The organism is Streptomyces sp. NPDC058620 (assembly GCF_042717135.1).
In the GTDB taxonomy this organism is placed as follows: Bacteria; Actinomycetota; Actinomycetes; order Streptomycetales; family Streptomycetaceae; genus Streptomyces.
Map to the genome: position 1 here is coordinate 22232 of NZ_JBHXQO010000011.1, position 26030 is coordinate 48261.

At 69.8% G+C, this 26030-nt stretch carries 24 protein-coding genes and 1 pseudogene; 4 read left to right on the forward strand and 21 right to left on the reverse strand.

The window, feature by feature from the left end; all coding sequences use genetic code 11:
• Positions 1 to 124: 124 nt before the first annotated feature.
• The 4 genes from ACFWSK_RS13905 to ACFWSK_RS13920 form a co-directional block, all read right to left on the reverse strand.
• Positions 125 to 2713, reverse strand: coding sequence for an MXAN_6230/SCO0854 family RING domain-containing protein (locus tag ACFWSK_RS13905; protein ID WP_383784598.1), 2589 nt, complete (start codon positions 2711 to 2713; stop codon positions 125 to 127).
• Between the two features lie 423 nt (positions 2714 to 3136).
• Positions 3137 to 4684, reverse strand: a complete 1548-nt coding sequence (locus tag ACFWSK_RS13910) for a DUF6056 family protein (protein WP_383784601.1) — start codon at positions 4682 to 4684, stop codon at positions 3137 to 3139.
• An 83-nt stretch (positions 4685 to 4767) separates the two neighbouring features.
• Positions 4768 to 6207: a glycosyltransferase gene (locus ACFWSK_RS13915; RefSeq protein WP_383784604.1), complete on the reverse strand. Its 1440-nt coding sequence runs from the start codon at positions 6205 to 6207 to the stop codon at positions 4768 to 4770.
• Positions 6208 to 6503: 296 nt separating this feature from the next.
• On the reverse strand, positions 6504 to 8558 hold the full coding sequence (locus tag ACFWSK_RS13920; RefSeq protein ID WP_383784912.1) for a prolyl oligopeptidase family protein: 2055 nt from the start codon (positions 8556 to 8558) through the stop codon (positions 6504 to 6506).
• A gap of 741 nt (positions 8559 to 9299) precedes the next feature.
• Between ACFWSK_RS13920 and ACFWSK_RS13925 the strand changes: the two genes are divergently transcribed.
• Entirely contained in the window at positions 9300 to 10217 is a 918-nt protein-coding gene (locus ACFWSK_RS13925; RefSeq protein ID WP_383784606.1) for a S1 family peptidase, read from the forward strand.
• 152 nt (positions 10218 to 10369) lie between these two features.
• On the opposite strand, the gene ACFWSK_RS13930 is transcribed toward ACFWSK_RS13925, so the two are convergent.
• From ACFWSK_RS13930 to ACFWSK_RS13975, 10 genes are read right to left on the reverse strand one after another with little or no spacing between them, the layout of a single operon-like run.
• A complete protein-coding gene (locus tag ACFWSK_RS13930) occupies positions 10370 to 10648 on the reverse strand; it encodes a gas vesicle protein K (protein WP_383784609.1) in 279 nt (92 codons plus the stop codon).
• Positions 10645 to 10872, reverse strand: a complete 228-nt coding sequence (locus ACFWSK_RS13935; RefSeq protein WP_383784612.1) for a gas vesicle protein — start codon at positions 10870 to 10872, stop codon at positions 10645 to 10647. The genes ACFWSK_RS13930 and ACFWSK_RS13935 overlap by 4 nt, the downstream gene beginning before the upstream one ends.
• A gap of 3 nt (positions 10873 to 10875) precedes the next feature.
• Positions 10876 to 11700 carry a GvpL/GvpF family gas vesicle protein gene (locus tag ACFWSK_RS13940; RefSeq protein ID WP_383784615.1) on the reverse strand — a complete coding sequence of 275 codons (825 nt, stop codon included), beginning with the start codon at positions 11698 to 11700 and terminating at the stop codon, positions 10876 to 10878.
• A complete protein-coding gene (locus tag ACFWSK_RS13945; RefSeq protein WP_383784618.1) occupies positions 11697 to 12056 on the reverse strand; it encodes a gas vesicle protein in 360 nt (119 codons plus the stop codon). The genes ACFWSK_RS13940 and ACFWSK_RS13945 overlap by 4 nt, the downstream gene beginning before the upstream one ends.
• The gene (locus tag ACFWSK_RS13950; RefSeq protein ID WP_383784621.1) at positions 12049 to 13170 is read right to left on the reverse strand and encodes an SRPBCC family protein; all 1122 of its coding nucleotides are present in this window, start codon (positions 13168 to 13170) and stop codon (positions 12049 to 12051) included. Before ACFWSK_RS13950 ends, ACFWSK_RS13945 begins: the two co-directional genes overlap by 8 nt.
• A 6-nt stretch (positions 13171 to 13176) precedes the next feature.
• Positions 13177 to 14379 carry a histone protein gene (locus tag ACFWSK_RS13955; protein WP_383784624.1) on the reverse strand — a complete coding sequence of 401 codons (1203 nt, stop codon included), beginning with the start codon at positions 14377 to 14379 and terminating at the stop codon, positions 13177 to 13179.
• Positions 14380 to 14386: 7 nt separating this feature from the next.
• Positions 14387 to 14641, reverse strand: coding sequence for a gas vesicle protein GvpG (locus tag ACFWSK_RS13960; protein WP_383784627.1), 255 nt, complete (start codon positions 14639 to 14641; stop codon positions 14387 to 14389).
• A 1-nt stretch (position 14642) separates the two neighbouring features.
• Positions 14643 to 15392, reverse strand: a complete 750-nt coding sequence (locus ACFWSK_RS13965; RefSeq protein WP_383784630.1) for a GvpL/GvpF family gas vesicle protein — start codon at positions 15390 to 15392, stop codon at positions 14643 to 14645.
• A gap of 3 nt (positions 15393 to 15395) precedes the next feature.
• Complete coding sequence (gvpJ, locus tag ACFWSK_RS13970) at positions 15396 to 15863, reverse strand: gas vesicle protein GvpJ (protein WP_383784633.1); 468 nt, start codon at positions 15861 to 15863, stop codon at positions 15396 to 15398.
• A 33-nt stretch (positions 15864 to 15896) separates the two neighbouring features.
• Complete coding sequence (locus ACFWSK_RS13975) at positions 15897 to 16220, reverse strand: gas vesicle protein (RefSeq protein ID WP_383784636.1); 324 nt, start codon at positions 16218 to 16220, stop codon at positions 15897 to 15899.
• Positions 16221 to 16339: 119 nt separating this feature from the next.
• Here ACFWSK_RS13975 and ACFWSK_RS13980 point away from each other — a divergent pair.
• From ACFWSK_RS13980 to ACFWSK_RS13990, 3 genes and pseudogenes are all read left to right on the forward strand, one after another.
• Positions 16340 to 16566 (forward strand): annotated as a pseudogene (locus ACFWSK_RS13980) (Hsp20/alpha crystallin family protein); the annotation flags it as partial.
• 110 nt (positions 16567 to 16676) lie between these two features.
• Complete coding sequence (locus ACFWSK_RS13985; RefSeq protein WP_383784914.1) at positions 16677 to 17066, forward strand: DUF2267 domain-containing protein; 390 nt, start codon at positions 16677 to 16679, stop codon at positions 17064 to 17066.
• A gap of 165 nt (positions 17067 to 17231) precedes the next feature.
• The gene (locus ACFWSK_RS13990; protein ID WP_383784638.1) at positions 17232 to 17789 is read left to right on the forward strand and encodes a hemerythrin domain-containing protein; all 558 of its coding nucleotides are present in this window, start codon (positions 17232 to 17234) and stop codon (positions 17787 to 17789) included.
• An 18-nt stretch (positions 17790 to 17807) separates the two neighbouring features.
• On the opposite strand, the gene ACFWSK_RS13995 is transcribed toward ACFWSK_RS13990, so the two are convergent.
• The 7 genes from ACFWSK_RS13995 to ACFWSK_RS14025 form a co-directional block, all read right to left on the reverse strand.
• Positions 17808 to 19628, reverse strand: a complete 1821-nt coding sequence (locus ACFWSK_RS13995; RefSeq protein WP_383784641.1) for a thiamine pyrophosphate-requiring protein — start codon at positions 19626 to 19628, stop codon at positions 17808 to 17810.
• A 63-nt stretch (positions 19629 to 19691) separates the two neighbouring features.
• Positions 19692 to 20135, reverse strand: coding sequence for an STAS domain-containing protein (locus ACFWSK_RS14000; protein ID WP_383784644.1), 444 nt, complete (start codon positions 20133 to 20135; stop codon positions 19692 to 19694).
• 243 nt (positions 20136 to 20378) lie between these two features.
• Positions 20379 to 22430, reverse strand: a complete 2052-nt coding sequence (locus ACFWSK_RS14005) for a catalase (protein WP_383784647.1) — start codon at positions 22428 to 22430, stop codon at positions 20379 to 20381.
• A 172-nt stretch (positions 22431 to 22602) separates the two neighbouring features.
• Positions 22603 to 22782 (reverse strand): hypothetical protein, encoded by a 180-nt coding sequence (locus tag ACFWSK_RS14010; RefSeq protein ID WP_383784650.1) that lies wholly within the window; start codon positions 22780 to 22782, stop codon positions 22603 to 22605.
• Between the two features lie 399 nt (positions 22783 to 23181).
• Positions 23182 to 24417: a glycosyltransferase gene (locus tag ACFWSK_RS14015; RefSeq protein ID WP_383784653.1), complete on the reverse strand. Its 1236-nt coding sequence runs from the start codon at positions 24415 to 24417 to the stop codon at positions 23182 to 23184.
• A gap of 129 nt (positions 24418 to 24546) precedes the next feature.
• On the reverse strand, positions 24547 to 25158 hold the full coding sequence (locus ACFWSK_RS14020) for a D-glycero-alpha-D-manno-heptose-1,7-bisphosphate 7-phosphatase (protein WP_383784655.1): 612 nt from the start codon (positions 25156 to 25158) through the stop codon (positions 24547 to 24549).
• 88 nt (positions 25159 to 25246) lie between these two features.
• Positions 25247 to 25573: an NAD-dependent epimerase/dehydratase family protein gene (locus ACFWSK_RS14025; RefSeq protein ID WP_383784917.1), complete on the reverse strand. Its 327-nt coding sequence runs from the start codon at positions 25571 to 25573 to the stop codon at positions 25247 to 25249.
• Positions 25574 to 26030: the final 457 nt, after the last annotated feature.

Consider the following 26030-nt stretch of genomic DNA (forward strand, 5'->3'; position numbering starts at 1 on the left):
CAGCAGGGGGCCTCACCGACGGAACGCGAAGCCTGGGAGTCGGGACCGCGTGCGAGGGTGCGGGAGTTGAGCCGGTCCATTGGCCGCTGAGCGGACGGTCCGGTGCGGCGCCTGTCCCTCGTGACTACGCGAGCGAGCCGGCAAGGTCGGCTGCCGCGACGAGGCGTACGCCGGCCGCGGCGAGACCGCCGGGGTGCAGTGCGAAGACCTCGCTCCCTTCGGGCAGGGTGATGTCGCCGCGCAGCAGGTAGGCGAGGGAAGCCTCCGTCGTTTCCAGGTCCGGCGCGTCGTCGGTCGCAGGGGTGCCGAGCCGGTCGGCGAACGCGCTGGTGGCCTCCTCCACGCGGCGTCGGTAGGTGCTGCGGGAACCGTCGGCGTGACGCACGATCACGGCCTCGGCGCGGGCAGCGGCCTGCCAGATGGCGAGCTCTCCGAGGCTTACACGTGCACCGGACGTGAAGAGCGTTGTCAGGCCGTGGCCGAGGAGGGCGAGGTCATCGGCGTGGCGGTGGACCGCGTGGTGCGTACCGGTGACTCCCTGGGCGATATCGAGCCACCGCATGGTCCGGGCGGCGACGTCGATGACCATCGGGACGCTCGCCTTCGACTGTCCCGTGAGGTCGAAGCGCTGCTCGACCTGTCGAGGGTCGAAGGCAGGTCCGGTGGTACCCGGCGCGTCGCGGACCATCAGACCGGCGAACGCCTCGTCGAGGTCGCCGAACGCGACGTTGCTGAACGAGTAGACCGTGGTCATGACGTATCGGACACCCGCGGTGGCCAGCTTGTCCAGATCCAGATCGACGAACTCGCTCGCTCCCCGGGGCGCGGGTGCACTGGTCAGGTCTCCCGAGTGCACGGCTGCGTCGCGCGCGAAGCGCAGCCGGGTGTAGTCGCAGGTACCGATGTGCTTCCAATCGGCGTCGAACATCGCGGTGGACAGGTCCAGGTCGGTGGTGCCCGAGGTGTCGCTCTCCATCCAGTGCAGGAAGAGGCGGAGGGTCCGGCTGTCCGGAACGGCGAGTTCGCTGCCGCGCGGCAGGGTGACCAGGGAGCGGGACGCGGTGCGCTCGGCGAACGGCGCGACCACGCCGTCGAGTGCGGCGTCGACGACGGCGAGGCGCACCTGGTCCAGTTCGCCGGCCCGGCGCAGCACCTCTCCGGTCAGGAGGGCTTCGGCGCGCTCGACGACGGTGGCGGGCAGCGGAGTTCGCTGGTCGGCGACGATGTGGGCCCTCGCGTGTCCGCCCTTCGGGAAGAACACGCGCTCCGTCGTCCTGCGTGCGCGGGTGCGGATCTCACCGAGTGCGGAGAGCAGGACGGCCGGGGCCACTCGGGAGGCGACCCCTTCGAGCGCGCTCAGTACCAGCTCGGTTTCGCCGCCCTCCGCCGTGCGCAGCACGTGGTCCAGTCGGCGCAGCAGTTCACCCGGGCGCTGTACGAGCAGCGCGAGGGCGCGCGTGATGTCGGCTCGCGCCAGGGCGGTCTCGACCTCCGCCGCCCATGGCGTGACGGAGACCTTCGCTTCGGTCGTCGTCGCTGCCGGGACACCGTCGGCAGTGGCACGCAGGCGTACCGAGAGGGGGTCCCCGGCAAGGCGGAAGCCACGGAGCGCGGCGAAGGCGAGTGCGGCGTTCGGGTAGCGGCTCGCGTACTCGAAGGGGTGCAGCCGCTCTCCGGCGTGCTTCCACGCGCTCGTGTGCCGACGCATGTCCTCAGCGACGAGTGCGCTGTCGAGACCGTCGAGAATCGAGAGCAGCGCGCGGCGCAGAGGACGCGGCACGGCGGTGAGACGCGGAACGGCGATCAGCCCGGCGTCGCCGCCCGAGCGGACGACCAGCAGGCGCAGGACATCGGTAGCGGCATCCATCAGGGCGGCGGCGGCCGGGAGCGTGATGTCGTACGCCGCCGGGTCGGCGAGGAGCCAGGAAAGCGTGCGCGCCTTCGTCTCGCGGCCCGGGATCGCTTCAGGGAGCCAGGAGAGATCGTCGCGGTCGCGGGTGTCCAGGAACAGCCCGAGATCGTCCGCGTCCTGCGGGCTCAGCGCCGTAGGACGGGTGAGCAGGACGTGCAGCTCGTGCCCGGCGTCCTCGGATCGGGCGGTGAGATCGCCGCCGTGGGCGAGGATGCGGAGCCGGTCCGGCAGTGCACGGCCGCGCGCGGCCTCCTGGCGGGGCCGCCGGGGGCGGAGGAAAGGGTCGTCGGCGTCGGTCCGACGGTGGCAGACCGGGCAGGCCGAGAGGTCGGAGCCGTCGAAGCAGGTACGGCACACGAGGTGAGCGCACGGGGAGACCGCATGCACGGTGCTGTCCGTGGCGCACAGGACACACGGCTGCTCCGGCGCCTGGAAGAGGACGGTAAGGACGCGGTCGACGTAAAAGGCGAGCGTGCTCTCCGGAGTGCTCTCCGGGAAGTTCCGGAACAGCGGGGTGTGCGGCCGGTCGGCTCCCAGTGCACGGTCGATGTCGGCGAGCAGGGTCCGGCCCTGGGCAGTGAGCGTCTGGGCGTCGAGTGCGGCCAGGGCGTGGCGCAGCCCGGCCGACATGAGGTACCCCCGGTCCAGGAGGTCGGCCTCGAGGAGGGCCACGCCTGCGAGCGTGTCCACGGTGGGCCGGCTGTTCCGGGAGGGGAGGTGGACTGCGCCGCGACGTGCCAGGAGTGCCGCTGCGAGGCTGCGGCCGTCGGATGTGGTCGTCGAGGTGGTCGCGGTCGTCATGGCCGTTCCTCTCCTGCCCGGCGTCGGCCGGCGGCTACGCGGGTTCGTGTGCGGTGTGATCGTCGACGCCGCCTCGCCCTGCCCGACCTGAGAGGCGTCAACTACCGGACGCGGTAGTGGAGTCGAGGCTTGTCGCCTGTCGCCGGCCTCCCGGCTGCTTCCTCCGGGCGCGGTGACGGCTCGCCTCGGGGGGCGCGATGTCATTGACGTGCGGATGCGGGGCGGGAAGTGAGCGCGCTGATTCATTGGAAGAGTGGAGAAGGAAGCACGCTCCGGAGCCGCCCCGCAGCCCGACAGTACAAGGCGCGCTCCGCGAGCGCACGGGATTTGCGGCCCGCTACTGGATCACCCCGCGCCGCTCTCTGCTCAGTGCGCGGACCGGTTGCACCTGCCCCGCACCACGATGTGCACCAGGGCTGCGGATCAGGGCGTTTCGGTCGAGTAGGTGACGCGATCGAGGTGGTAGTAGTCGGCGACGCACCCGGCCGGCCAGGGGCTGCGCCCCTGTCGGCTGAACGGCTCCAGCATCCCGCTCACGGTGACTGGGGTGTACGGGAGCACCTCGGCGCCCGCCGCGGCCCGCTCCCGCAGCCACCGGTCCTGGCGGTCCCAACGCTCCGCGCGTGCCTGCATGTTGGCGTCGAGGCGGACGAGCGAGACGGCCGGGCCGATGCAGACCAGCACGCAGAGGGCGGCGCAGACGGCCTTCACCGGAGCGGTGTTGCGGCCGAGCATCCGTACGGTCTGCCCGAGGAGCAGACCCGCGCCGACGAGCAGCACGATGTACAGCAGCAGGTAGTCGTTCCAGAGCCGGTTGGCGGTCGCGACCCGCTCGGCGAAGGCCGGGTAGGTGATGACCGTACAGAGGTATCCGGAGAGGAGCACCGCGAGCAAGCCGGTGGCGGCGAGCAGGGGCCAGCGCGTGGGCGGGCGGGTCGGGCTTCCGTCGGCCCGGTCGGCGACCAGGCCCAGCAGGAGCCCCACGGCGACCGCTCCGACGTACTGCCAGGTCGTGGCGACGGTGACGATGATCTCGCCGAACCCGCGCAGTGACCCGATCAGCGAGTCGGGGGCGAGCAGTGCGGCGTTCTGCGCACCGAACCGTTCGCGCCGGGCCTGGGAGCCCGGTGAGGCGAGCAGGACGAGGGCGCCGATCCCTGTCCCCGCGATGCCCGCCACGCACCATGCCCAGCCGTAGGCCCGGTTGTGTGCCGGGAAGATCCAGCGGCCGATCAGCATGACGGCGACCAGCACGACCAGGATGACTACGGTGGTCTCCTCCGACAGGGTGCCGATGACCAGGCCCATGAGGAGAGCTGCTGACAGCGCGAAGAGCCTCCCCCGGCGTGAGCGCGCCCGCAGGAGCGGAATCACAGCGGCGCAGGCGAGCACGGGAGGCAGCGTGTGCGATACGGAGGCCGCGGGCCAGTAGAAGGTCTTGTAGGTGTTCGTCGTGACGAACAGAAAGAGCGTGGTGACCATGGAGGCGATCAGGAGTGCCGTGCCCCGGGGCACCGTGACGCCCGCTCTGCGCAGGGCCGACACCGTCACCGCCCACAGGACGCCCAGCATCAGCACGGCGCTGACCACCGCGAACCACTGGTGTCCCGCGACCCCGAACCTCGCGTAGGCACCGACCAGCAGCCCGTTCGCGAGGCGTCCGTTGTCGTCGAGGTAGAACTTGCCGACGATCCCGGCGATGCCGTCGTCGCGTACGACCGGCAGGAAGCACCAGTCGTCGGCACTGGGGCGGACCCAGCGTCCGAACCATGACGCGGCGGCGAGCAGGCCGAGGGGCAGGAGCGCGAGGGCCGGTACCCAGAGGCCGGTCCACGGCCGCGTTCCCGACGGCCGGAGCCGTTCGTCCGGAGGCACGCTTCCCCCGCCGGGCCCCGGCCCGCCCTTCTCCTCGGACCGGCCCTTCTCGTCCGGTTGTTCCGGAACGGTGGTTCCAGGGACGCTGCCAACCATGTGCGGAGGTGCCTTTCGTCGCCGGGAGGAGGCGGGAGGTTACGGGAGGGGGCCGGTACCGCGCTGTCGAGGGGGACCGCGGTTCAGAGACTGTCGGACTTGATCATCGGCGGCTCGGACGGCGTGTCGTCCGACCGGTCGGAAGGTGCGCCCGTGCGTCGGCCGGAGGTGATCGCCCATCGGGCCAGCAGGAAGGACACCGGCGTGACGAGCACGCCCGCGACCAGGGCGGCGAGGTTCTTGTCCATGTCCAGCACACTGACCGCGAAGAGGAGCAGGGCGCCGGACGCCACCAGGTTGATGACGCTCGACAGGGGGTAGCGAGCGAACCCGCGCCAGGTCGGCCTGGTCCCCACCGTGATGTACGAGTTGAGCAGGAACGAGCCGATGACGCTGACCGTGAAGGCCACCGCATGGGCGACCAGGTAGGGAATCCACTGGTTCAGGACGACGTAGACGGCCAGATACACCGCGGTGTTCACGCACCCGATCAATACGAACGAGGCGAACTGACGCATGGTGCGCGACCGGCCGGCGGCGAGCTCGCTCAGCTCACCCGGGAATTCCGGCTTCGGCGTACCTGTCAGCACGGGACACGACTCGCTCGTCTCCCGCACGACATACGGTGGGCGGTGTTTCGCCTCGTGGTAGATACGGCCCACGTATTCGCCGATGACGCCAAGCGTGACCAGCTGAATTCCGCTCAGCGCCACGACGGCGGTGAGGAGGGTGGCGTATCCCGGGGTCTCCGCACCGTTCAGCGCGACGTTCACGATCGTCCACAGGGCATAGACGAGCGCCGAGACGAAGACCCAGAATCCGGCGTAGATGGCGAGGCGCAGAGGGCGGTTGTTGAAGGACAACAATCCGTCGATGCCGTAATTGAGCAGTCTCCGGCTTCCCCATTTCGACTGCCCGGCCGCCCGTTCTCGGTTCCGGTAACGGAAACTGACCGTATCGAAACCGATCCAGGAGAAGATCCCCTTGGAGAAGCGATTGCTCTCCGGCAGCGAGAGCACGCTGTCCACCGCCCGTCGCGACAGCAGCCGGAAATCTCCGGAGCCGTCGACGACCTCCACGTCCATGCACCGGCGGACCAGTGCGTAGTAGGTGTGGCTGAGTGCGTTGCGCAGCGCACCGTCGCCCGAACGGTCCCGGCGCGGAATCACCTGGTCGTAGCCGTGCCGGTGCAGTTCCAGCATGCGGGGAATGAGTTCGGGCGGGTGCTGGAGGTCTGCGTCCATCAGCACCACCGCTGCGCCCCGGGACATACGGAGACCGGCGAGCATGGCGGCCTCCTTGCCGAAATTCCGGCTGAAGGCGGTGTAGCGGACACGCGTGTCGAGTGCCGTGAGGCCGCCGAGCAGCAGCCGTGTTCCGTCGGTGCTGCCGTCGTCCACGTAGCAGATCTCGAGCGCGTCCCCCAAGGGTTCGAGGGCGGCGAGCAATGCGGCGTGAAAGGTCTCAATCGCTTCGGCCTCGTTGAAACACGGCACCACGACCGACAGCTGAAGGGCAGACATGTCACGCTCCCCGGAATCGGCTGACCGCCTGTCTCTGGGTAACCGGTAACGACCCGGACCTGCGCATCGGACTGAACGTCACTTTTCCGACGCCGTCCACTGTGCGGCCTGCCGTCATTCCGCACGGCCATCCGGGGTCCGAACGCGCGAAACAATTCCTCCTTTTCATACGAACAGCGCACGCTGGGACCCGTCAGTGCGCTAGCCGACGCGTTCGGTCGCACGCCACCACGGAAAGCCGCCACTGGCGCGGTACGAGAGCACCCCCGCCGACGAGCTCGGGTACGTCGAGCGGTTCATCCATCGTCGGATGCGGGGCGCGCGTCGGATGCGGGGCGCGGCGTCCGGGTCAACCGCTGCCACAGGAAGGTGTGCACCAGAGCATTGTTGTACGCGGACTGCTCGTTGTCGGTGGCGCCCGCGTGGCCGCCGCCGGTGTTCTCGTACAGCAGGACCTGGTGGCCGAGTTCGCGCAGCCGGGCTGCCGTTTTGCGGGCGTGGCCCGGGTGGACGCGGTCGTCCCGGGTGGACGTCATCAGGAGGACCGGGGGGTAGACCTCGTCCCCGGCGAGCTGGTGGTACGGGGAGAGGGCACGGAGGTGGGAACGGTCGGCCTCGTCGTCCGGGTCTCCGTACTCGGCGATCCAGGAGGCACCGGCCAGGAGCTTGTGGAAGCGGAGCATGTCGAGCAGCGGCACCTCGCTGACGATCGCGCCGAAGAGATGCGGGTAGCGGGTGAGCATCGCGCCCATGAGCAGACCGCCGTTGCTTCCGCCCTCGGCGCCCAGCATGGCCGGGATCGTGATGCCCCGCGCGACGAGATCCGCCGCGACGGCGGCGAAGTCCTCGAAGGCGCGCGGCCGTTCCGCGCCGAGCGCGGCCTGGTGCCAGTCCGGTCCGTACTCGCCGCCGCCCCGGATGTTCGCGATCACGTACGTGCCGCCCCGCTCCAGCCACGCCCGTCCCGTGACGGCGCCGTAGTGAGGGGTGAGGGAGACCTCGAAGCCGCCGTAGCCGTAGAGCAGGGTGGGGCCCGGGCCGGCGGTGGTGTGGTCGGGGCCGATCACGAAGTACGGGACACGGGTGCCGTCCCGGGAGGTCGCGAAGGACTGCTCCACCGTCAGGCCCGCCGTGTCGAAGCGGGCGGGAACCTGCTTGAGGATCTCCGTGTCCGCGCCGATCTCCCCGCGGTAGAGGGTGGAGGGCTGCAGGAAACCCGAGACATCCAGGAAGAACTCGTCGGAGACGTCCGGGTCCGTGTCCACCACCGTGACGGCCGACAGGGCCGGAACGTCCGCGAGCGGCTTCCGCTCCCATCCGCGGCCGGAAGCGGGGGTGAGCACCTCGATGCGGGCGCTGACGTCCTGCATCGTCTCCAGGATCAGATGGTGGCGGGTCCACGAGTGGCCGGCCAGAGCCGTCCGCTCGTCGGGGGTGAACAGCACCTCCGCGGTGCGGTCGCCCGCCAGGAAGGCGTCGAATCCGAACGCCAGCAGGGAACCCGCGCGGTGGCCGAGCCAGTCGGACTTCAGGGTGACGATCAGATACTGGCGATGGGCGTACGCACGGGCGTCGTCGGGGACGTCGATCCGCACGAGCGTGTCGTCGGGGGTCAGGAGGTACGTCTCACTGCGGAAGAAGTCCAGCGAGCGCGCGACGAAGTCCCGCTCGAACCCGGGTGTGCTGTCGTGCCAGGCCCAGGCGGACACGTCTCCCGTCTCCGCTTCGAAGACCGGCGCGGCCTCCTCCAGCGGCGTGCCGCGTCGCCACCTGCGGACCGTGCGCGGATAGCCGGAGTCGGTCAGGAACCCCGGGCCGAAGTCCGTACCGACGAAGACGGTGTCGGCGTCGATCCAGCCGATCCGCGTCTTCGCCTCCCCCACCCGGAACCCGTCATCGACGAAGGTCCGGGTGGCGAGGTCGAACTCGCGCACCACGAAGGCGTCGCCACCGTCGCGCGACAGACACACCAACGCCCGGTCGTACGCGGGGTGACGCACCCGCGCACCGGCCCACACCCACTTCTCGCCCTCCGCGGCACGGAGCGCGTCGACGTCGAGAAGGATCTCCCACTCGGGAACGTCCTTGCGGTACTGCTCCGGTGTCGTACGCCGCCACACCCCGCGTACGTGCTCGGCGTCACGCCAGAAGTTGTAGAGGAACGCTCCACGACGGACCACGTACGGGATGCGGTCCGAAGCGTCCAGCACCTCCCGCAAGCGGCCCTTCAGGGAGGCGAATCCCGCGTCGGCTGTCAGCGCGGCCTCCGTCTCGGCATTGCGTTCGGCCACCCAGTCGAGTGCGGCCTCGCCCTCTACATCTTCGAGCCACAGGTACGGGTCGTCATCCATCACCATCGAATTGTGCGGGTCCTGGAGGCGCGGCGCGACCACATTCCTCCGTTCCCCCACGTGGGGAAGCGTACGGGGGCGGACGCACGACGGAGTTCGTACGCCGCCGCGCGCCTGGCTGCGACGCGATCAGGACACCCGGCGGACCCGGGCGAAGGGGAACGATTGAGGCGTTAAAGGGAGGCCGCTGCCCCCGGTCAGGGCCTTGCCGCACAAGGGTGCCGGTGGCGAGGACGGCAGTTGCCGCACCCGACGCCGACGGTGGTTCGCATGTGCATCTGTGCGCCAGCTACGTCTTGGGACCGGCGACGGAGACCGCAGGACCGGGCGGCGTGGCCGACCGCCGTGGGTGCGGTACGGAGCGAGGGCCGCGCGACGACTGAACTGGAGAAACGGTAGGAGTCCTTCCGCTCCGCCCCCGTGCCACCGGTGCCCCCCGGACGGACCCACGACGGCTATCTGAAGGGCCATCAGCAAACTGCCGCAAGCGTTTGCGGTCCACTCCCCCACCGCGCCCGGGGCGGCCGTCCGGCCGGGCTGCCGCACCACCCGTGGGGCTCAGGAGCATATGAACGCGCGTAGACGGCCGAAAGGCGTCCTTGCAGCGCAACACCACCTGCACCCAGGATTCGTCTCGTCGAGATTGGCAGGTCCATGGCGGTCTATCCCCTCCTGGACGTGCCGTTCCCGCCCCAACGGCGCGCCCACCCAGCGAGCCCCCCACTCCCACCGGAGGATGCAGTGAACCTCAAGCGTCTGTCCCCCCTCGGCAGCATCGCGAACGGCACACGGCTGATCGCCGTGGCCACCGCGCTCCTCGCTTCCGCAGCGCTTGCCGCACCCACCTCGTCCGCGGCGACAGCCGCTGACAGCCGGGCCACCACCACCCAGCTCGCCGCCGCCAGCGACGCGGTACGCGGAGCCGACGTGGCCGGCACCGCCTGGTACACGGACAAGGCGACCGGCAGAATCGTCCTCACCGCCGACTCCACCGTCTCCGCCGCCGAGATCGCCAAGATCAAGAAGGCTGCCGGCGAGCGTGCCAGCTCGCTGGAGATCAAGCGCACGCCCGGCACGTTCAACAAGCTCATCGCGGGCGGCCAGGCCATCTACGCGGGCGGCGGGCGCTGCTCGCTCGGCTTCAACGTCCGCAGCGGCAGCACCTACTACGCCCTGACCGCGGGCCACTGCACCAACATCGGCAGCACCTGGTACACCAACTCGGCCAGCACCACGCTGCTCGGCACCCGTACGGGTTCCAGCTTCCCGACCAATGACTACGGCATCATCCGTCACTCCAACGCCTCTGCGGCGGACGGCCGTGTCTACCTCTACAACGGCAGCTACCGCGACATCACCGGCGCGGGCAACGCCTCCGTGGGTCAGTCGGTCCAGCGCAGCGGCAGCACCACCGGCCTGCGCAGCGGAACGGTCACGGGTCTCAACGCGACCGTCAACTACGGTAACGGCGACGTCGTCTACGGCATGATCCAGACCAACGTCTGCGCCGAGCCGGGCGACAGTGGCGGCTCGCTGTTCTCCGGCAGCACCGCTCTCGGCCTCACCTCGGGCGGCAGCGGCAACTGCTCCAGCGGCGGCACCACGTTCTTCCAGCCGGTGACCGAGGCGCTCAGCGCGTACGGCGTGAGCGTCTTCTAGGCCCGGCGGAACCAACGGTCCCGTCGCACTCCCGGACGGGCACACGGCAGTAACGTTCACGGACACCTTGGGCCGGCGATCCTTTCCCGATCGCCGGCCCTCGGCCGTGCTCCGGCCCGGTCGACCGTGCAGCAGGTCAGTCGCGCGGCCGGTCAGTCGCGCGGCAGAAGTGAGCCGAGTGGCCCGAGGTCGAGATTGAGATCCTCCGGCCGCACACCGTGCTGCTCGCAGAGCTCCTTCATGCGTTCGTCCAGAAGCATGAGAGTCGTCCCGATCTCGTCCGCCTTCTCCTCGCTGAGGTCGCCCTGCTCAACCCGGCGAATCGCCTGGCGCTCCATCAGCTGCCGCAGGAGCTCGACCACGGTCAGGACCAGCGTGACGAGGTCGCGCCCCATCTGCTCCCGGTCCAGGTCCACTCGCGTACTCGTCACAGGGGGCCTCCGTCCGCCCAGGGCGCCGGCACCCGTTCGTTGACGGACGACAGGAGTGCGTGCAGCGACACCCGTACGAGAGGTACGTCCGCGATCGCGATGACCAGGTCCCCGCTGACGACCACACCGGTGGCGAGGACACGGTCGAGCAGGTCGACGAGCGGCACTCCGATCGGGCCGCTCAGGGGCTCGGGATCGTTCCAGGGCACCACCTGATGGGGCACGGGCTACACCTCTCCGACGAAGGAGTACGGCACCCACGGGCCGGACAGTTCGATCTCGGCGCCCGTCCGGCTCCGCAAGACCTCTGTCAGACGCGCCAGTTCCCCGGCCCGGTGTTCAGCCACCAGGTAGGTGGCGTTGAGGACCTGCACACGGCGCTCTCCCGGCACCTGGGGGCCGTGGGGCCGCAGACGCCGGAACGCCGTGGCGAGAGCCTGGAGCTCGGCGTCGACCGTTTCGGCCGTGCGGGCCGCCTCCTCCTGTCGCCGCTCGCGCATCTCCTGAACTCCGCGCTTGCGGTTCAGGTAGGCCAGACCTGCCCCGGGGGCCGGGCGGGTGCGCTCGGCGGGGGCGGAAGGGGCGGCGGCAGGAGCGGTACGGGTGGGGGCCGGGGCGGCCGGGGACTCGGGGGCGTATACCTTCACACCCCATTCGGCGTGGTGCGCGATGCGCCGCAGGGCCGTCTCGAAACGGTCCGACTCCCGGGCAAGTGCCTCCCGCGCCCTGTCCTCGTCGTGATAGAGCGTGGCCAGAGGCAGCGGGACCGTGGGGCACCGCGCGGCCACCGCGCTCACCACCGCGTGGTGGGCGCGCGCGTAGCGTTCGAGCTCACGCTCGTCGGCGAGGCGCGCCTGCCAGGCTTCGTCGGTGAAGTCGGCCGCGTGTACGGACTGCACGACGGCCGTCAGCGGGCCGAAGGGCAGAGTACGTACGGGCTGGTCGTCCGTGACGCCCGGCAGGCCGGTCACCGTTGCCGGATCGAGAGCCCGGCAGGCGGCGAACACATAGAGAGCGGTGGCTTCCGAAGCCTCGGGGCCGCGCTGAGTCATGTACCTCGGTTCTCCTTGGTCGTTGCGGGCGTCCCTGCCTCATCGGCCTTGGACTCCAGTTCCTCCAGGCGTCGGCGCAGTTCACGGTTCTCGTCCTTGAGTTCGTCGCGGGCCGCACGCGAACTCAGGGCGGGGTCCGTCTCCCACCAGTCGATGCCGGCCTTCTTCGCCGTGTCCACGGACGCCACGAAAAGGCGGAGGCGGATCGTGAGCAGCTCGATGTCGAGCAGGTCGATCTTGATGTCACCCGCGATGACGATGCCCTTGTCGAGGACCCGTTCGAGGATGTCGGCGAGGTTCGTGTTCTGCGGGCCGGGAACGGGGTGGGCCTCCTGCCGGAAGTCGATGTCAGTCACGCCGGCGGCCTCTCCTCTTCTGCTGCTTCCTGGACCGCGGCTCGGGCTCCTCTTCGGGCTCCTCTTCCTCCTCTTCCTCTTCCTCTTCCTCCTCTTCGGGCTCCTCTTCCTCCTCTTCCTCTTCGGGCTCCTCCTCTTCCTCCTCTTCCTCCTCGGGCTCCTCCTCCCCTTCTTCCTCTTCTTCCTCGTCCTCGGCCGGCTCTTCCTCTTCGCCCTCTTCGCCTTCTTCGCCCTCGGGCTCCTCTTCCTCCCCTTCTTCCTCGTCGCCCTCCGACTCCTGGGACTCTGCCTCTTCCTCCTCAACGGCATCGTCGTGGGACTTGACGACCTCGCCGTCCCGGATCTCACCCCGCCATCCGTCGGCCTCTTCCTCCGTGAGCGTGACGTACCGCTGGAAGTTCTTGAAGTCCAGACGCATGCGGCGGCCCTGGGCACGCCACAGGTTGCCCGTCTTCTCGAAGAAGCCGGCCGGGTAGTACTCCACGACGAGAACGATGCGCGTCAGGTTCGGCGCCAGCTCGTGGAAGCTCACAGCGCCCCGCGTCGTTCCCTTGGCGCCTTCGGAGGTCCAGACGATCCGGTCGTCGGGCACCTGCTCCTGGACCGTCGCCTTGAATCCGCGCGTCGAAGGTCCGACCTTGACCTTCCAGTCGCTCGTCATCTCGTCGTTCGTCGAGACGTCCTGAACACCCTTGGCGAAGCCGCTGAACTGGTCGTACTGCGTCCAGTGGTCGTAGGCGACGCGCAGCGGCACTCCCACATCGAGGACCTCGATGATGTTCATGAGCTTTCCGCCGCTCGACTTGCGCTTCCCCTTTCCGCCGCCGCCGAAGGCCTCCTTGGCCTTGCCCACGACGTTGTCCTTGACGTCCTTCGCCTTCTGCCCGACGAATGCCTTCATCGGGGACTCGCCCTTCAGGACCCGCGCGCCGACAGCGGGCAGTGACCCGCCGCTCTCGGCGACATCGCTGAGCTGACCCGTCACGCCCGTCAGTTTGTCGCCCGCTTTGGACGCCAGCCGCTCCACCTGACTGCTCAGGTAATTCGACAGCTCCCCACGGAGTCGGCCGACACCCGATTCTTCCTCGCCGTCCTTCGATTCCGTCCTGGCCATGGCTGCCTACCTCCTCCGGTCCGCGCGCTTGGATGCTGCTGTCCGCTTCGACTGCGTCGCCTTCTTGGCAGCCGACTTCTTGGCGGGAGCCGACTTCTTCGCCGTCTTCTTCGCCGGGGCGGACTTCTTGGCCGCGGTCTTCTTGGTCGTCGACTTCTTGGCCGCTGTCTTCTTCGCGGGCGTCGCCTTCTTGGCCGCCGTCTTCTTCGCCGGAGCAGACTTCTTGGCAGTGGCCTTCTTCGCGGGCGCCGCCTTCTTCGCGGGCGCCTTCTTGGCGGGCGCCTTCTTGGCGGGCGCCTTCTTGGCGGGTGCCTTCTTGGCGGGTGCCGCCTTCTTGGCGGGTGCCGTCTTCTTCGCCGGAGCGGCCTTCTTCGCACGGGAACCGGTCGGCTTACGGGAAGGGGCCTGGCTCTCGGCTCGGCGTGCTCGCCGAGGCTTGGGCTTCGCCGGCTCTTCTTCCTCTTCCGGCTCTTCCTCTTCCGGCTCCTCTTCCTCTTCCTCCTCGGGCTCCTCTTCCCCCTCCGGCTCCTCGGGCTCCTCTTCCTCCTCGGGCTCCTCTTCCGGCTCCTCTTCCAGCTCCTCTTCCGGCTCCTCTTCCTCCTCCGGCTCTTCCTCGTCCGGCTCCTCTTCCTCCTCCGGCTCCTCTTCCTCCTCCGGCTCCTCTTCCGGCTCCTCTTCCTCCTCCGGCTCTTCCTCGTCCGGCTCTTCCTCCTCCGGCTCTTCCTCGTCCGGCTCTTCCTCCTCCGGCTCTTCCTCTTCCTCGTCCGGCTCTTCCTCCTCCGGCTCTTCCTCTTCCTCCCCTTCCTCCTCCTCGCCCTCCGCGCCTTCGTCCTCGGGTGCGCCCTCGTCCTCGGACTCCTCTTCCTCGCCCTCGCCCTCGTCGCCCTCCTTCGGCGACTCGCCGAGCCGGGCCGTGCGTTCGCTGATGACGTCGGCGAGCGAGTTCATGCCGCGGTTGGCGGCGGCCGTCATCGCTTCACGGCCCGCTTCGAGGACCTCGCCCTTCAACTGGTCCTGCAGCGCGGCAAACTGGGGCATCTCACCGAGCCGGCGCAAGCCTTCGGTGGCGAGCTGTCGCGGTTCGAGCCCGAAGCGCCTGCCGGCGAGGTAGGTCGCAACCGTGATCGCCATACGAGCTTTCTTCGTACGGCCGAGCACATAGCCGCCCACCACTGCGGCCGCGAGTGTCGCCTTGGTCGTGTCATCCATGGCTGAGTCACCTTCGTTCGTGTGGTGCCGGGCCGACCCGTGCTGCGTGCAGCCGGTCGAGCAGCCGTTCCTCTTCCTGCTCGAATTCCTCCAGATCGATATTTCCGTCTTCAAGTTCCTGGTTGAGCGCGGCGAGCTGCGCGCGGATCACCCCGGGGTCGTGCAATTCGCGCTCGGCCGCGTCGTGGACCTTCTCCGCCACCCAGATCACGCCGCGCACCGGCGCCAGCGGAAGGGTGAGGAGTCCGGTGATCAGCCCCATGTCAGACACCCGCCGTGGTCGCCGGAGCGGCCTCGGAGCTGACGAAGCTGTAGCAGGGCAGGGGGCCGGCGAGGCGCAGTTCGGCATGCTCCCGGTACTCGTCGGCGAGCGCGAGGGCCGTGGCGCGGAAGGAGTCGCTGTCGCTCCGGTCGATGAGGAAGGACGCGTTGAGCGCGCAGCCCTGCACGTCCGGTCCCGGACGGACCGACCGGGCCAGAGGTGTGAGGGTGCGGAGGGCCTTCCTGCCGGCTTCGGCCGCCCGGCGGGACAGGGCCGTCGCCACCGCTTCCCCCAGGCGCACGCTGGCGTCGTAGGCGGGACGGCGGCGCACTTCCTCACGGAGTCGCCGGACGTTCTTGTCCTCGGCCACCAGTGCCGCGAGTGCGTCCTGCGCCGGAAACGCCTTGAGGTTGACCTCGACCCGGCCCGCCAGCTGTTCAAGGGTCGCGAGGTGCGCGCTTTCGGCCCGGCCCAGTTGTGTCCTGACGGTCTCCTCGTCCGGTGCGATCATGCCGAAGCGCATCGGCAGCACCGGGCCTTCGTCGGTGAGGCGCAGCAGCAGGTCCTGGTGGGCCAGGAGGTCACGCCGGCGCGCCCGCAACTGGACGGGAGCCTCGCTGACCACGGCGGCGATCGGCCCCTGCCCGACGGTCCGTACGGCGACAGCCGGCCCGCCCACCCCGCCGACGTCGTCGGGCAGTGTTCTGCCGGCATGGATGATCGCGTAGACGTACACGCCGTTCGTGGTCACCGGTCACGCCTCCACACGTCGGCGGCGGTTCGCTCCGGTGCTGCCGCTGCGGGCGGGCGCCCGCCGCTTCTTGGGCCGCTCCTCTTCCCCGTCCTCGTCGGGCTCGTCGGCGTCGTCACCGGTGCCGACCGCCTTGCGGACGCTGTCGCCGACCGATTCGGCGGCCTTGCGGACCTTGCGCTTACCGATGGACCTGGCCGCGCTGCCGCTCAGGAGCTCGGGAACGGTGGTGCTCCCCGAGTCCCGCTCCAGGTCGAGCCGGTTGCACGCCTCGGCGAAGCGCAGATAGGTGTCCACGCTCGCGACCACGATGCGGGCGTCGATCTTGAGGATCTCGATGCCGACCAGAGACACCCGGACGAAGATGTCGATCACCATTCCCCGGTCGAGAATGAGTTCGAGTACGTCATACAAGGTGCCCGCACGCGGCGGGCATGGCGCCACTTCGTCCGAATAAGTCGTCGTGGGCATGGGACGTCCTTCCAGCTGTTGGGCACGCGTGGATCACTCGTCGGCGGCGCCCCGCCGATATCGGCGGACCCTGCGGTACTCCATGAGTTCGCCGTCCGCGTCGAGTTGGACCTCGTAGGAGGCGAGGAGGCTTGTGGTGTCCGGGATGCGCGGCACTTCCAGCACGTCGACGACGACACACCAGCCGTCATCGCTGCGCCGCACGGCGGATACCCCCTCGGTGGGATGGCCGAGCAGGCCGTCGAGGCTCTGACAGGCGGCCTCGGCGGCCTGTCCGGGCCCTCGCACGGGGGGGGTGCGCCGGGGTTGGGGCGCTGTCGAAGTCTGCGCACTGCGCTTGCGACGTTGCTCTGCCATAAATCCCAGTCTGATGAACGGAGCGCAGCTCGCATCTTGAGCGGGTCCATCGGCGGGGAATGGTGGCACGACCACGGGTTTCAAACGGGTCCCCGGTGGTCCCGTGTCGCCTGGACGCGCTGCTCGCCCGTGCTGCCCGACGGGCCCGGGCGCAGTCCGCGGAGGAGCGGCCACTCGGAGTCTTCTTCCGGCGGATCGTCCTGGCCGATACCCTGGACACGGAGAACATCCGGGCCGACTACGAGGCGGGCGTCCTGACGTTGCGCATTCGATCGCGCGGCGCGCGAAGCCGCGCAGGATCAGCATTGGTGGCGAACAACCCGTCCGCACCGAGACCGAGCGCTGAGCCGGACCGGCACCGTCTGCCGGGCGGCGAGGGGCGGGACACGTTCTCCCCTTCCCTTGTCCCGCCCCCGCCTCCTCCAGGACTACGCAGGGAGGTCACAAGTGACTCACATGAGCTGGACGGCGTTCCTGGACGCCGTCATGGAACGCGGCAGCTACCGCTCGCCGCACGAAGCGGAACGGGCGGCGCGCACCGTACTCGCACTGCTGGGCGCCCACGTCGTGGGCGAAGAACGTTCCGAACTGGCCGCGAAGCTGCCGGACACGTTCGCCCTCATCCTGTTGAACCCTCTGCAAGCGGCGGAACCTCTCTCGCCCGAGCGATTCGTCCGCGCCACGGCGGCGTGGATCGATGGAGCGACCGAACAGACCGCCCTGTGGGACGTCGGCGCGGTTCTGAGCGTCACGGCCGATGCCGCCGGCGAGGACCTCACCCGGCGTCTGCTGCTCCAACTGCCCCCTGGATACGACCTGCTCATCGGGCATCCCGGTCCGACCTAACCGCCCGCCGAGCACCGATGACGACACGGATGGCGATGACGTGGAGGAAGCGCTGAACCCCTGTCACCTACTCGTGCGGGACGTACGAAGGTCGGGGCGTCACGGCAGCGACGCAGCGCCGTGTCACCCGTCCGCAGCGGCGGGGCGGCCCCGGAGGAGAGTGCCATGACCCACGGCAGCAGCGTGATCGCGGAACTTCAGGCCGGTCACCGTGAAACGGAGACACTCGTCGCCCGTATCGAGGCCCTGCCCGTACAGGATCTGCGGTGCCGCGCCCTGGCGGACGAGCTGACAGCCCAGCTGGTGCGGACGGCGGTCGCCGAGGAGACGCACCTCTATCCGGTGGTACGCCGACGCCTGAGCGACGGCCGGGCGCTCGCCGACCAGGAGGTTTCCGCCCACACCCGCATCGGGGAGATCCTCAAGGAACTGGAAGACCTGGAGGCCGACGATCCACGCTTCACCGAGGCCCTGCACCGGCTGAGGGCCGAGGTCTCCGCTCGTATCCGTGACGAGGAGCTACGGCTGTTCCCGGAGCTGGCCCGCGTCTGCCCGGAGCAGGAGCTGCACACGCTGGGGCAGCTCGTGCGCCGCACGATGGAGACGGCGCCGACGCGTCCGCACCCCTTGCTGCCCACGTCGCCGCCCGCCATCAAGTTCGTGGCGCCCGGCATCGGATTCGTCGACCGGCTCCGCGACACACTGAGCGGACGCCCGCACTGAACCGGACCCTCCGGGGACTCACTGTCCTGCCCGGCCACCCGCCCCGGCATCCCGGCGGTGGCCGGGCAGCATCTCCTGCACCTTGGCCTTGATCCCCTGGCGCAGGACGGCTCCCCGGTCGCTGTCGCCCTTGAGGACCGACAGCGCCGCCGCCTCGATCTGGTCGAGATCGGCGTGCGGCGGGATCGGGGGAACGGCCGGGTCGGTGCGGAAGTCGATGACGAAGGGCCTGTCGGCTCCCAGGGCCCGCTGCCAGGCGGGTTCGACCTCGTCCGGCTTCTCCACGCGCACCCCGTCCAGGCCGATGGAGCGGGCGAAGTCGGCGTAGCGCACGTCGGGGAGAGCCTGTGAGGGCAGGAACTGTGGCGCCCCGGTCATGGCGCGCATCTCCCAGGTGACCTGGTTGAGGTCCTCGTTGTTGAGCACCGCGACGATCAACCGGGGGTCCTGCCACTCCTGCCAGTACTTGGCGACGGTGATGAGTTCCGCCATGCCGTTCATCTGCATGGCCCCGTCCCCGACGATGGCGATGGCGGGGCGGCCGGGATGGGCGAACTTGGCGCCGATCACATACGGCACCCCCGGGCCCATCGTGGCGAGGGTGCCGGAGAGCGACCCGCGCATCGTGCCGCGCATCCGCAGGTGCCTGGCATACCAGTTGGCGGCGGAGCCGGAGTCGGCGGCGAGCATGACGTCGAGCGGCAGGAGGTCGTCGAGTGCGTGCACGACGTACTCCGGGTTGACCGGGTCCGCCTCCACCTGGGCCCGCCGCTGCATGACCTCCCACCACCGGGCGACGTCCTTCTCGATCTTCTTGCGCCAGGCGCCGTGCTTCTTGCGCTTCAGCCGGGGAAGGAGGGCTTCGAGCGTCGCGCGGGCGTCCCCGACCAGGTTGACCTCGAACGGATAGCGCAGCCCGATCATGAACGGGTCGATGTCGATCTGCACCGCTCGCGCCTGGTCGTACTCCGGCAGGAACTGGGAGTACGGGAAGCTGGAGCCGATGACCAGGAGGGTGTCGCAGCCCCGCATCAGGTCGTACGAGGGACGGGTGCCGAGCAGGCCGATGGAACCGGTGACGTACGGCAGGTCGTCCGGGAGCGCGTCCTTGCCGAGCAGTGCCTTGGCCACGCCCGCGCCCAGGAGCTCCGCGACCACCTCGACCTCGGCGCGCGCACCCCGCGCGCCCTGTCCGACCAGGACCGCCACCTTCTCGCCCGCGTTGAGCACCTCGGCGGCACGCTCGATGTCCTCCTGGGCCGGGACGGGTGCGCTGGTGCTCGTACCGAGGCTGGAGGGCACCATCTTGAACGCGTGCGTCGGCGGCGTGTAGTCCAGTTCCTGCACATCCGCAGGAATGATCACGGCGGTCACCGTCCGCTTGGCGTACGCCGTGCGGATGGCCCGGTCGATCACGTTCGGCAGCTGCTCAGGAACGGTCACCATCTCGCAGAAGTCGGAAGCGACGTCCTTGTAGAGGCTGAGCAGGTCGACCTCCTGCTGATAGGAGCCGCCCATGGCACTGCGGTTGGTCTGTCCCACGATCGCGACTACGGGAACGTGGTCGAGCTTCGCGTCGTACAGGCCGTTGAGCAGGTGGATGGCTCCGGGGCCCGACGTGGCCGCGCACACCCCGACCTTGCCGGAGAACTTCGCGTATCCGACGGCCTCGAAGGCCGCCATCTCCTCGTGGCGCGCCTGGATGAACTTCGGATCGTTGTCCGCCCGCCCCCAGGCCGCGAGCAGGCCGTTGATGCCGTCACCGGCGTAGGCGAAGACGTGCTCGACCTCCCATTCGCGCAGTCGTTGCAGGACGTAGTCGGAGACCTTGGTCGCCATGGTTGTACTCCCTGTCGGTAGGGCGTGGTCATCCGGCACGACCGCGGGGCGGCGTACGCCGCTCTACCGGCCGCCGTGCCGAACGGGCTGTACGCGGGGATCGGTTGCCGCCGGGGCCTTCCAGGCAAGCTGTCGCTGCCGCTCGGCCCTCTCCTCGACCATGCGGCGGAAGCCGATGAGCGCGGCGCGTTCACGGGGGCGGGCCTTGCCACCCGGCAGTCCGGCCAGGACTTCCATCACCTGCTGCGGCTGGGACTGCCAGCCGACGACGAGGACCTTGAGACCCCGGTGCTCCGCCCGCCGGTGCAGATCGAGGAAGAGCAGCAGCCCGGCCGAGTCCATGAACGGAACCCCGCGCATGTCAAAGATCACCACCGCGGTGCCCGGCGGCACACTGCCGAGGGCACGCGAGAGGGACGGCTCGGCCGCGGCATCCAGATCCCCTGCCGCACTGACCAGAACCGAACCGCCGGTGTGCTGAAATGCTGTTCTGAAAGTGACTGTCACACCTGTTGTCCTCCATCTGCCGAGGTGCGTTCCTTTCGCCATCGGCCCAGATCAGCCACAGAGAATGCCGTAACCGAGGCGACTTGGCGGCGAGGCGCGCCGACCGGAGCACTAGGGCAGGCTCTCGTACTCGCGATAAGCCGAGGAATCCGCGCGGCCACCCCCGGGCCCGGGCCGGGGCGTACGGAAGCGTTCCGTCCGAGGACGGAGCGCGTGGACTCCCGTACACCCCGGCCCGGCGCGTCAGGCGAGGGCCGGCCGGTCCCAGAACCTGTGCTTGCCGACCGCCGCCGCGAAGGCCGTACTGAAGCCGTCGTCGCCGGCCGAGGCGGTGACCACACCGTGGTCGTTCCCTTCGGCGCCGGTCACCGCGGCCGGCAGCAGATCCGCGAGGGCGGAAGTCGCTTCCCCGTATCCGCCGATGGGCTTGCCGTGGCGGTATGAGTTGCGGACGAACCTGCGGACCGGGTCGTCCGAGAACCGCGCCCCGTCCGGCAGGACGACCGCGTCGTAGAGCACGGCGGCCACGGTGGGCAGCGCGCGGTCGACGGGGAGCGTTCCGCCTCCGGCGGTACGGACCGTGCCGTCCTGGGGTGCAAGCAGTTCGACGATGGCGCCGTCCGCCGTGAGCGCCTCCTTGACCGCCGTGACCTGTGTGTCGTCCACGCCGTCCGTGACCAGGACGGCGATCTGCCGGGTGGCGATCGAGCCGTCGCCCTTGTTGTTCTCCATGCTCAGGGCCGGTGAGGGCTCGGGCGTGGGGGTCTGCGATCCCTCGGGCGCGTACACACCGACGCCTTCCGCGACGGCCTTCGCCAGGTCGGCCGATACGAGCGCCAGTTGCTCGACGGTCCGGGCGCGGACGTCCTTCGCCGAGACCTTGCCGAGCTCGAAGCGGAACGCGTCGATGATGTGCTGCTGCTCCCAGTCCGTCATGCTGCGCCAGAACAGCGCGGCCTGGAGGTAGTGGTTGTCGAAGCTCGGGCTGCGGCGCCGGATCTTCTGGCCGTCGACCTGCTCGGTGAGGTGCCGGTACGCTCCCGCCTCGGTGGAGGCGAGGACCGGACATCCCGCGCCCAGGGAGTTCGGCGTGTAGTTGGTCCCGGTGTGGATCTGCTCCTGGTGGAAGCCGTCGCGCTGGTTGTTGCGCACGCCGACGACGGGCCGGTTGACCGGGATGTGGGCGAAGTTCGGGCCGCCCAGCCTGAGCAGCTGGGTGTCCAGGTAGGAGAAGTTCCGTGCCTGGAGCAGCGGGTCGTTGGTGAAGTCGATGCCGGGCACCACGTTGGCGGTGTGGAAGGCCACCTGTTCTGTTTCCGCGAAGAAGTTGTCCGGGTTGCGGTTGAGGACCATGCGTCCGATGGGACGGAGCGGGACCAGTTCCTCGGGCACCATCTTCGTGGCGTCGAGCAGGTCGAAGTCGAACGAGTGCTCGTCCTCTTCCGGGATGAGCTGCACGCCCAGTTCCCATTCCGGGTACTGACCGGCCTCGATGGTGTCCCACAGATCGCGCCGGTTGAAGTCCGGGTCGCGGCCCTGGATCTCCTGTGCCTCGTCCCAGACGAGCGAGTGGACGCCCAGCTTCGGCTTCCAGTGGAACTTCACGAACGTTCCGCGCCCGTCGGCCGTGACGAAGCGGAACGTGTGGACGCCGAATCCCTGCATCATGCGGTAACTGCGCGGGATCGCCCGGTCCGACATCAGCCACATGATCGTGTGCAGGGTCTCGGGCTGAAGGGAGACGAAGTCCCAGAGCGTGTCGTGCGCGGACGCGCCGGTGGGGATCTCGTTGTGGGGTTCGGGCTTCACCGCGTGGACGAAGTCCGGGAACTTGATGCCGTCCTGGATGAAGAAGACCGGGAAGTTGTTCCCCACCAGGTCGTAGTTGCCCTCGGACGTGTAGAACTTGGTGGCGAACCCCCGTACGTCACGGACCGTGTCGGCCGAGCCGCGCGGGCCCTGCACCGTGGAGAACCGTACGAAGACGGGGGTGCGTACGGACGGGTCCTGCAGAAAGGCGGCCCGGGTGAACTCGGCACAGGATTCATACGGTTGGAAGAAGCCGTAGGCACCCGCCCCGCGGGCGTGGACCACCCGCTCGGGGATCCGCTCGTGGTCGAACCGTGTGATCTTCTCCCGGAAATGGAAGTCCTCCAACAGCGTGGGACCACGGTCCCCGACCGTCAGCGAGTCGTCCGTGTGCTCGACGGCCACCCCCTGGTCGGTCGTGAGCGGCCCGTCCGACGGATCGGGCGCACGTACGCTGTCCCGCTGCTTCTGCTTCTCGTCACTCATTGAGCTCTCCTGGTGGCGGTTCGTATGCCTCGGCGCGGGCCTCACCCTGGGTGCCCCGGCCCTGGTGGGTATCCGGCTCCGGGCGTGCCAAACGCCGGGTCATCCGGATGGGCCCACGCCGGCGAGGCGCCGGGCGGTGTTCCGGTCCCGTGGGTTCGTGGTGGTGTGCGGTTCAGCGGCCCGAGGCGCTCCGGGCGGATCTCGCCTGCGCTTCCACCTGCCGGGCTGCGGCTTGCAGCCGCCGCCCCTCTTCTCTTCGGTGCTCGTCGTCCAGTGCGGCACCGTCCGCCTTGAGCTTGGCGGCTTTCGCTTTCCGGGCCATGGCCCGGACGAGGTCCGCGTGCCTTCCCATGTCTCTCCCTCGGCCAGTGCCGTATCGCGCGGCGACGCCGGGTGCCTTCCTCTGCGCGACCGGGTTCCCCCGATGCGCGGCTTCAACCGGGATACGCACGTATCCCGGACGGTCGCGTTTGCACCGGACTGCAGGGGTACTCCGTACATCACGCCGCCGACGTACGCGGTGGCGGAGGCGCTGATGGTTGGGAAGACAGCCCCAGCGCCGCCCCGCTCCTGTGAGTGGGCCGGGCAGCGCGCGGGCGGGAGCTCGCCATGTTTGGGCCCCGGGCACAGGGGGACCCGCAGAGGCGGCCGAGCGGCCGGCCACGATGGACCGGGCCGGGGAGGTGGGATTCAGGGGTCTTCCCCGGCCCCGCCGAGCGTGTGGTCGCCGCCCCTGGCCCGGCGATGGGATTCATCGTGCCTCCTCCGCAGGCCGGGGAGCGGGGCAGAGCTGGGCGTAGACCCGTACGACACCGTCGGCGACCTCGTCCCACGTGTACCGGGCCAGCACATGGGTCCGGCCCGCCGCTCCGTAACGGGCGCGCCTGGCCGGGTCGTCGAGCAGGGAGCGGATCGTGGCCGCCAGGTCGTGGCCGGGGGTCTCGACTGGCGGCACCAGGGTGCCGGTCACACCGTCGACCACCGTGTCCAGATGGCCGCCGACGGCGGTGGCCACGACCGGTGTGCCGCAGGCCATCGCCTCGACGGGGACGGTGCCGAACGGCTCGTAACGCGGCAGCGAGAGCAGCAGGTCGGCGCTGGACATGAGCTGCGGCATCCTGTCCAGCGGTACGCGGCCGAGCAGCCGTACCCGCTCCGTCACCCCGTGCTCCGCCGCGATCTTGCGCAGCCGTTCGGCCTCCGGGTCGGCCACCAGCAGGGGCGGTTCCGGGCCGCCCGCGATGAGCAGTTCGGCGTTCGGCACGGCAGCCAGGGCCTTGATCGCGCGCTCGAACCCCTTGCCGGGTACGAGCCTGCCGACGGACAGGAGCCGGTAGGGCGCCCCGGGCGGCCGGGCGCCGGCGGGTACGAAGTGCGTGGTGTCCACCCCGCAGGGCACCACGCTGATCCGGCCGCGCGGGACGCCCATGGCGACGAGCTCGATCACCTCGTCGGCGCAGGTCGCGATGATCCGGTCTGCTTCCCGCCCGATGCGGGACTCCAGGTCGACGCGTTCGTGGGGGCTGGTGTCCTCGGTGCCCTGGTAGCGCCGCTTCACGGTGCCGAGCGCGTGGTATGTCTGGACGACGGGGATGCCGGCCTCCCTGGCCCCGGTGAGGGAGGCCAGGCCGGACATCCAGAAGTGGGCGTGCACCACGTCGGGACGGGCGAGCCGCCACATGCGGGACAGGTAGGCGCCGAAGTCGGGCATCCAGACCAGCAGTTCGTCCTTGGGTACGGCGGTCGGCGGACCGGCGGGCACATGGACGACCTTGACGCCGTCCGAGGTGCGCACCATCGTCGGTGTGCCGGTACGGTCCCGGCGCGTGTACACGGTGACGTCGTGTCCGCGCCGGGCCAGGTGTCCGGCCAACTGCGCCACGTGGACGTTCTGGCCACCCGCGTCGGGGCCATCCGGCTCGGCGAGGGGACTCGCGTGTTCGGACACCAGAGCGATCCGGCCGGGGCGAGGCTTGGGATACGTCATCGCGTGACCTCCTTCATGAGTCGTTCCCGGTCGTCCGGAGACCGCTGGACTCCGTACCTGGCTCAGGCGGCGTCCCCGAGGAAGTGGCGCGGGTCCTCGGCGGGCACCTCGGCCGTACGGCGCATGCGTTCATGCCGGCCGCCCGTCCGTGCGGAGGTGGACGTCCGGGGTGTGCACCGGGCGGGCCAGCAGGCGCATGACGGCGCTCAGGACGTCATGGGCGGGTTCGGCCTCCGCCGCGGTCTCCTCGGGCCGTGTCGCCCCGTTGGGGACCAGAATCCCCTCGGCACCGGCCGCCCTGGCCGCGAATACGTCGGCCGCGATGTCGCCGATCATCACGCAGTCCGCCGGTCGTACACCGAGGCGCCTGGCCGCGTCGGTGACGAGTCCGGGGCGCGGTGTTCGGCAGGGGCATCCGGTGTCCGGGTGGTGCGGGCAGTAGATCCAGACGTCGAAGGGCCCGATCAGTTCGTCGACGCGGATGTTGACCCGGCGCACCTCGTCGTGGGTGAGCAGGCCGCGTCCGATGCCGGACTGGTTGCTGACGACGCCTGTCGCCATCCCGGCCTCGCGTACGAGCCGTACGGCCTGGGCGGCGCCCGGGACCGGGCGGACCCGTTCGGGGTCTGCGTTGTAGGGCACGTCGTGGACGAGGGTTCCGTCGCGGCCGAAGAGCACGGCGGCTGGCCGGTGCGGTATCGGGCTGCCGGGCGGCGACGGCCTGTGCCGGGGCGCTGTCATGAGCGGCCTCCCCAGAGAGTGGCGCGGCTGTGCCGGGGCCGGCCCACGGCGCGGTGGTGTACGGCGAGGGGCGGGATCACCGCGCTCGTCACCAGCATGACGGTGTGCCGTGGACCGGCCCGGTCAGGGCGCGCGTACAATTAGGCTCGGGGACATCGCAGTTGACGAATCGGAATCCGTCGCTTCCGACGAGGTGGGCCTCTGTCGCAAACGGTCCCGACGACGGGTTGTCGGCACGGTCCACCACAACTCCGCCGTCCAGCAGGCGTTCACAGAGAGGCGAGCCCGGAAGTCCGGTGCCGCCGGTCACCACCGCGCGTCGCCGGGGCAATCGCTCATTCGCTGAGGTCGTCATGCACCCACTGCTCCCTTCGGGCCGTGCGTGGAGTGAAGGAACGCGCGCGACCCGGGGCATCGTCGTGTCCGTGAACGATGCGCGGGGCACGACGCCTTCGTATGCGCCTGGTTGCGTTATTACGGCCGACGGTTACGGGAACCGTGGCGCCGTATTCCGTACCCCTGGCCATCGAGCTGCCCCAGCGGAATGCCGCGTCCTGTTCATGCCGCCGCTTTCCTGACGGCACCGAGCGGAGTTTCCTGCCGTTCGGTTCTCACACCCTGATCCTGCCGGACGACGACTCCGCCGCACCTCCGGAGCTACCGTTCGAATGACCCGAGGGAGGGCAGGCGACGCTGCGCCGGACCCTCGCCGCCACGCTCGACGGTCTCCTCCGTCCCCGTACCGGGACCGGTCGCGTACCGGTCATCGGCTGGTTCGGGTTACGGGGCGAGAGGTGACCGCCTGTGACCCCCTCGCCGAACGTGCGGGGTCCGATGCCCTCGCCCGTTCGGGTTGCCCGCGCTGGTGGCGC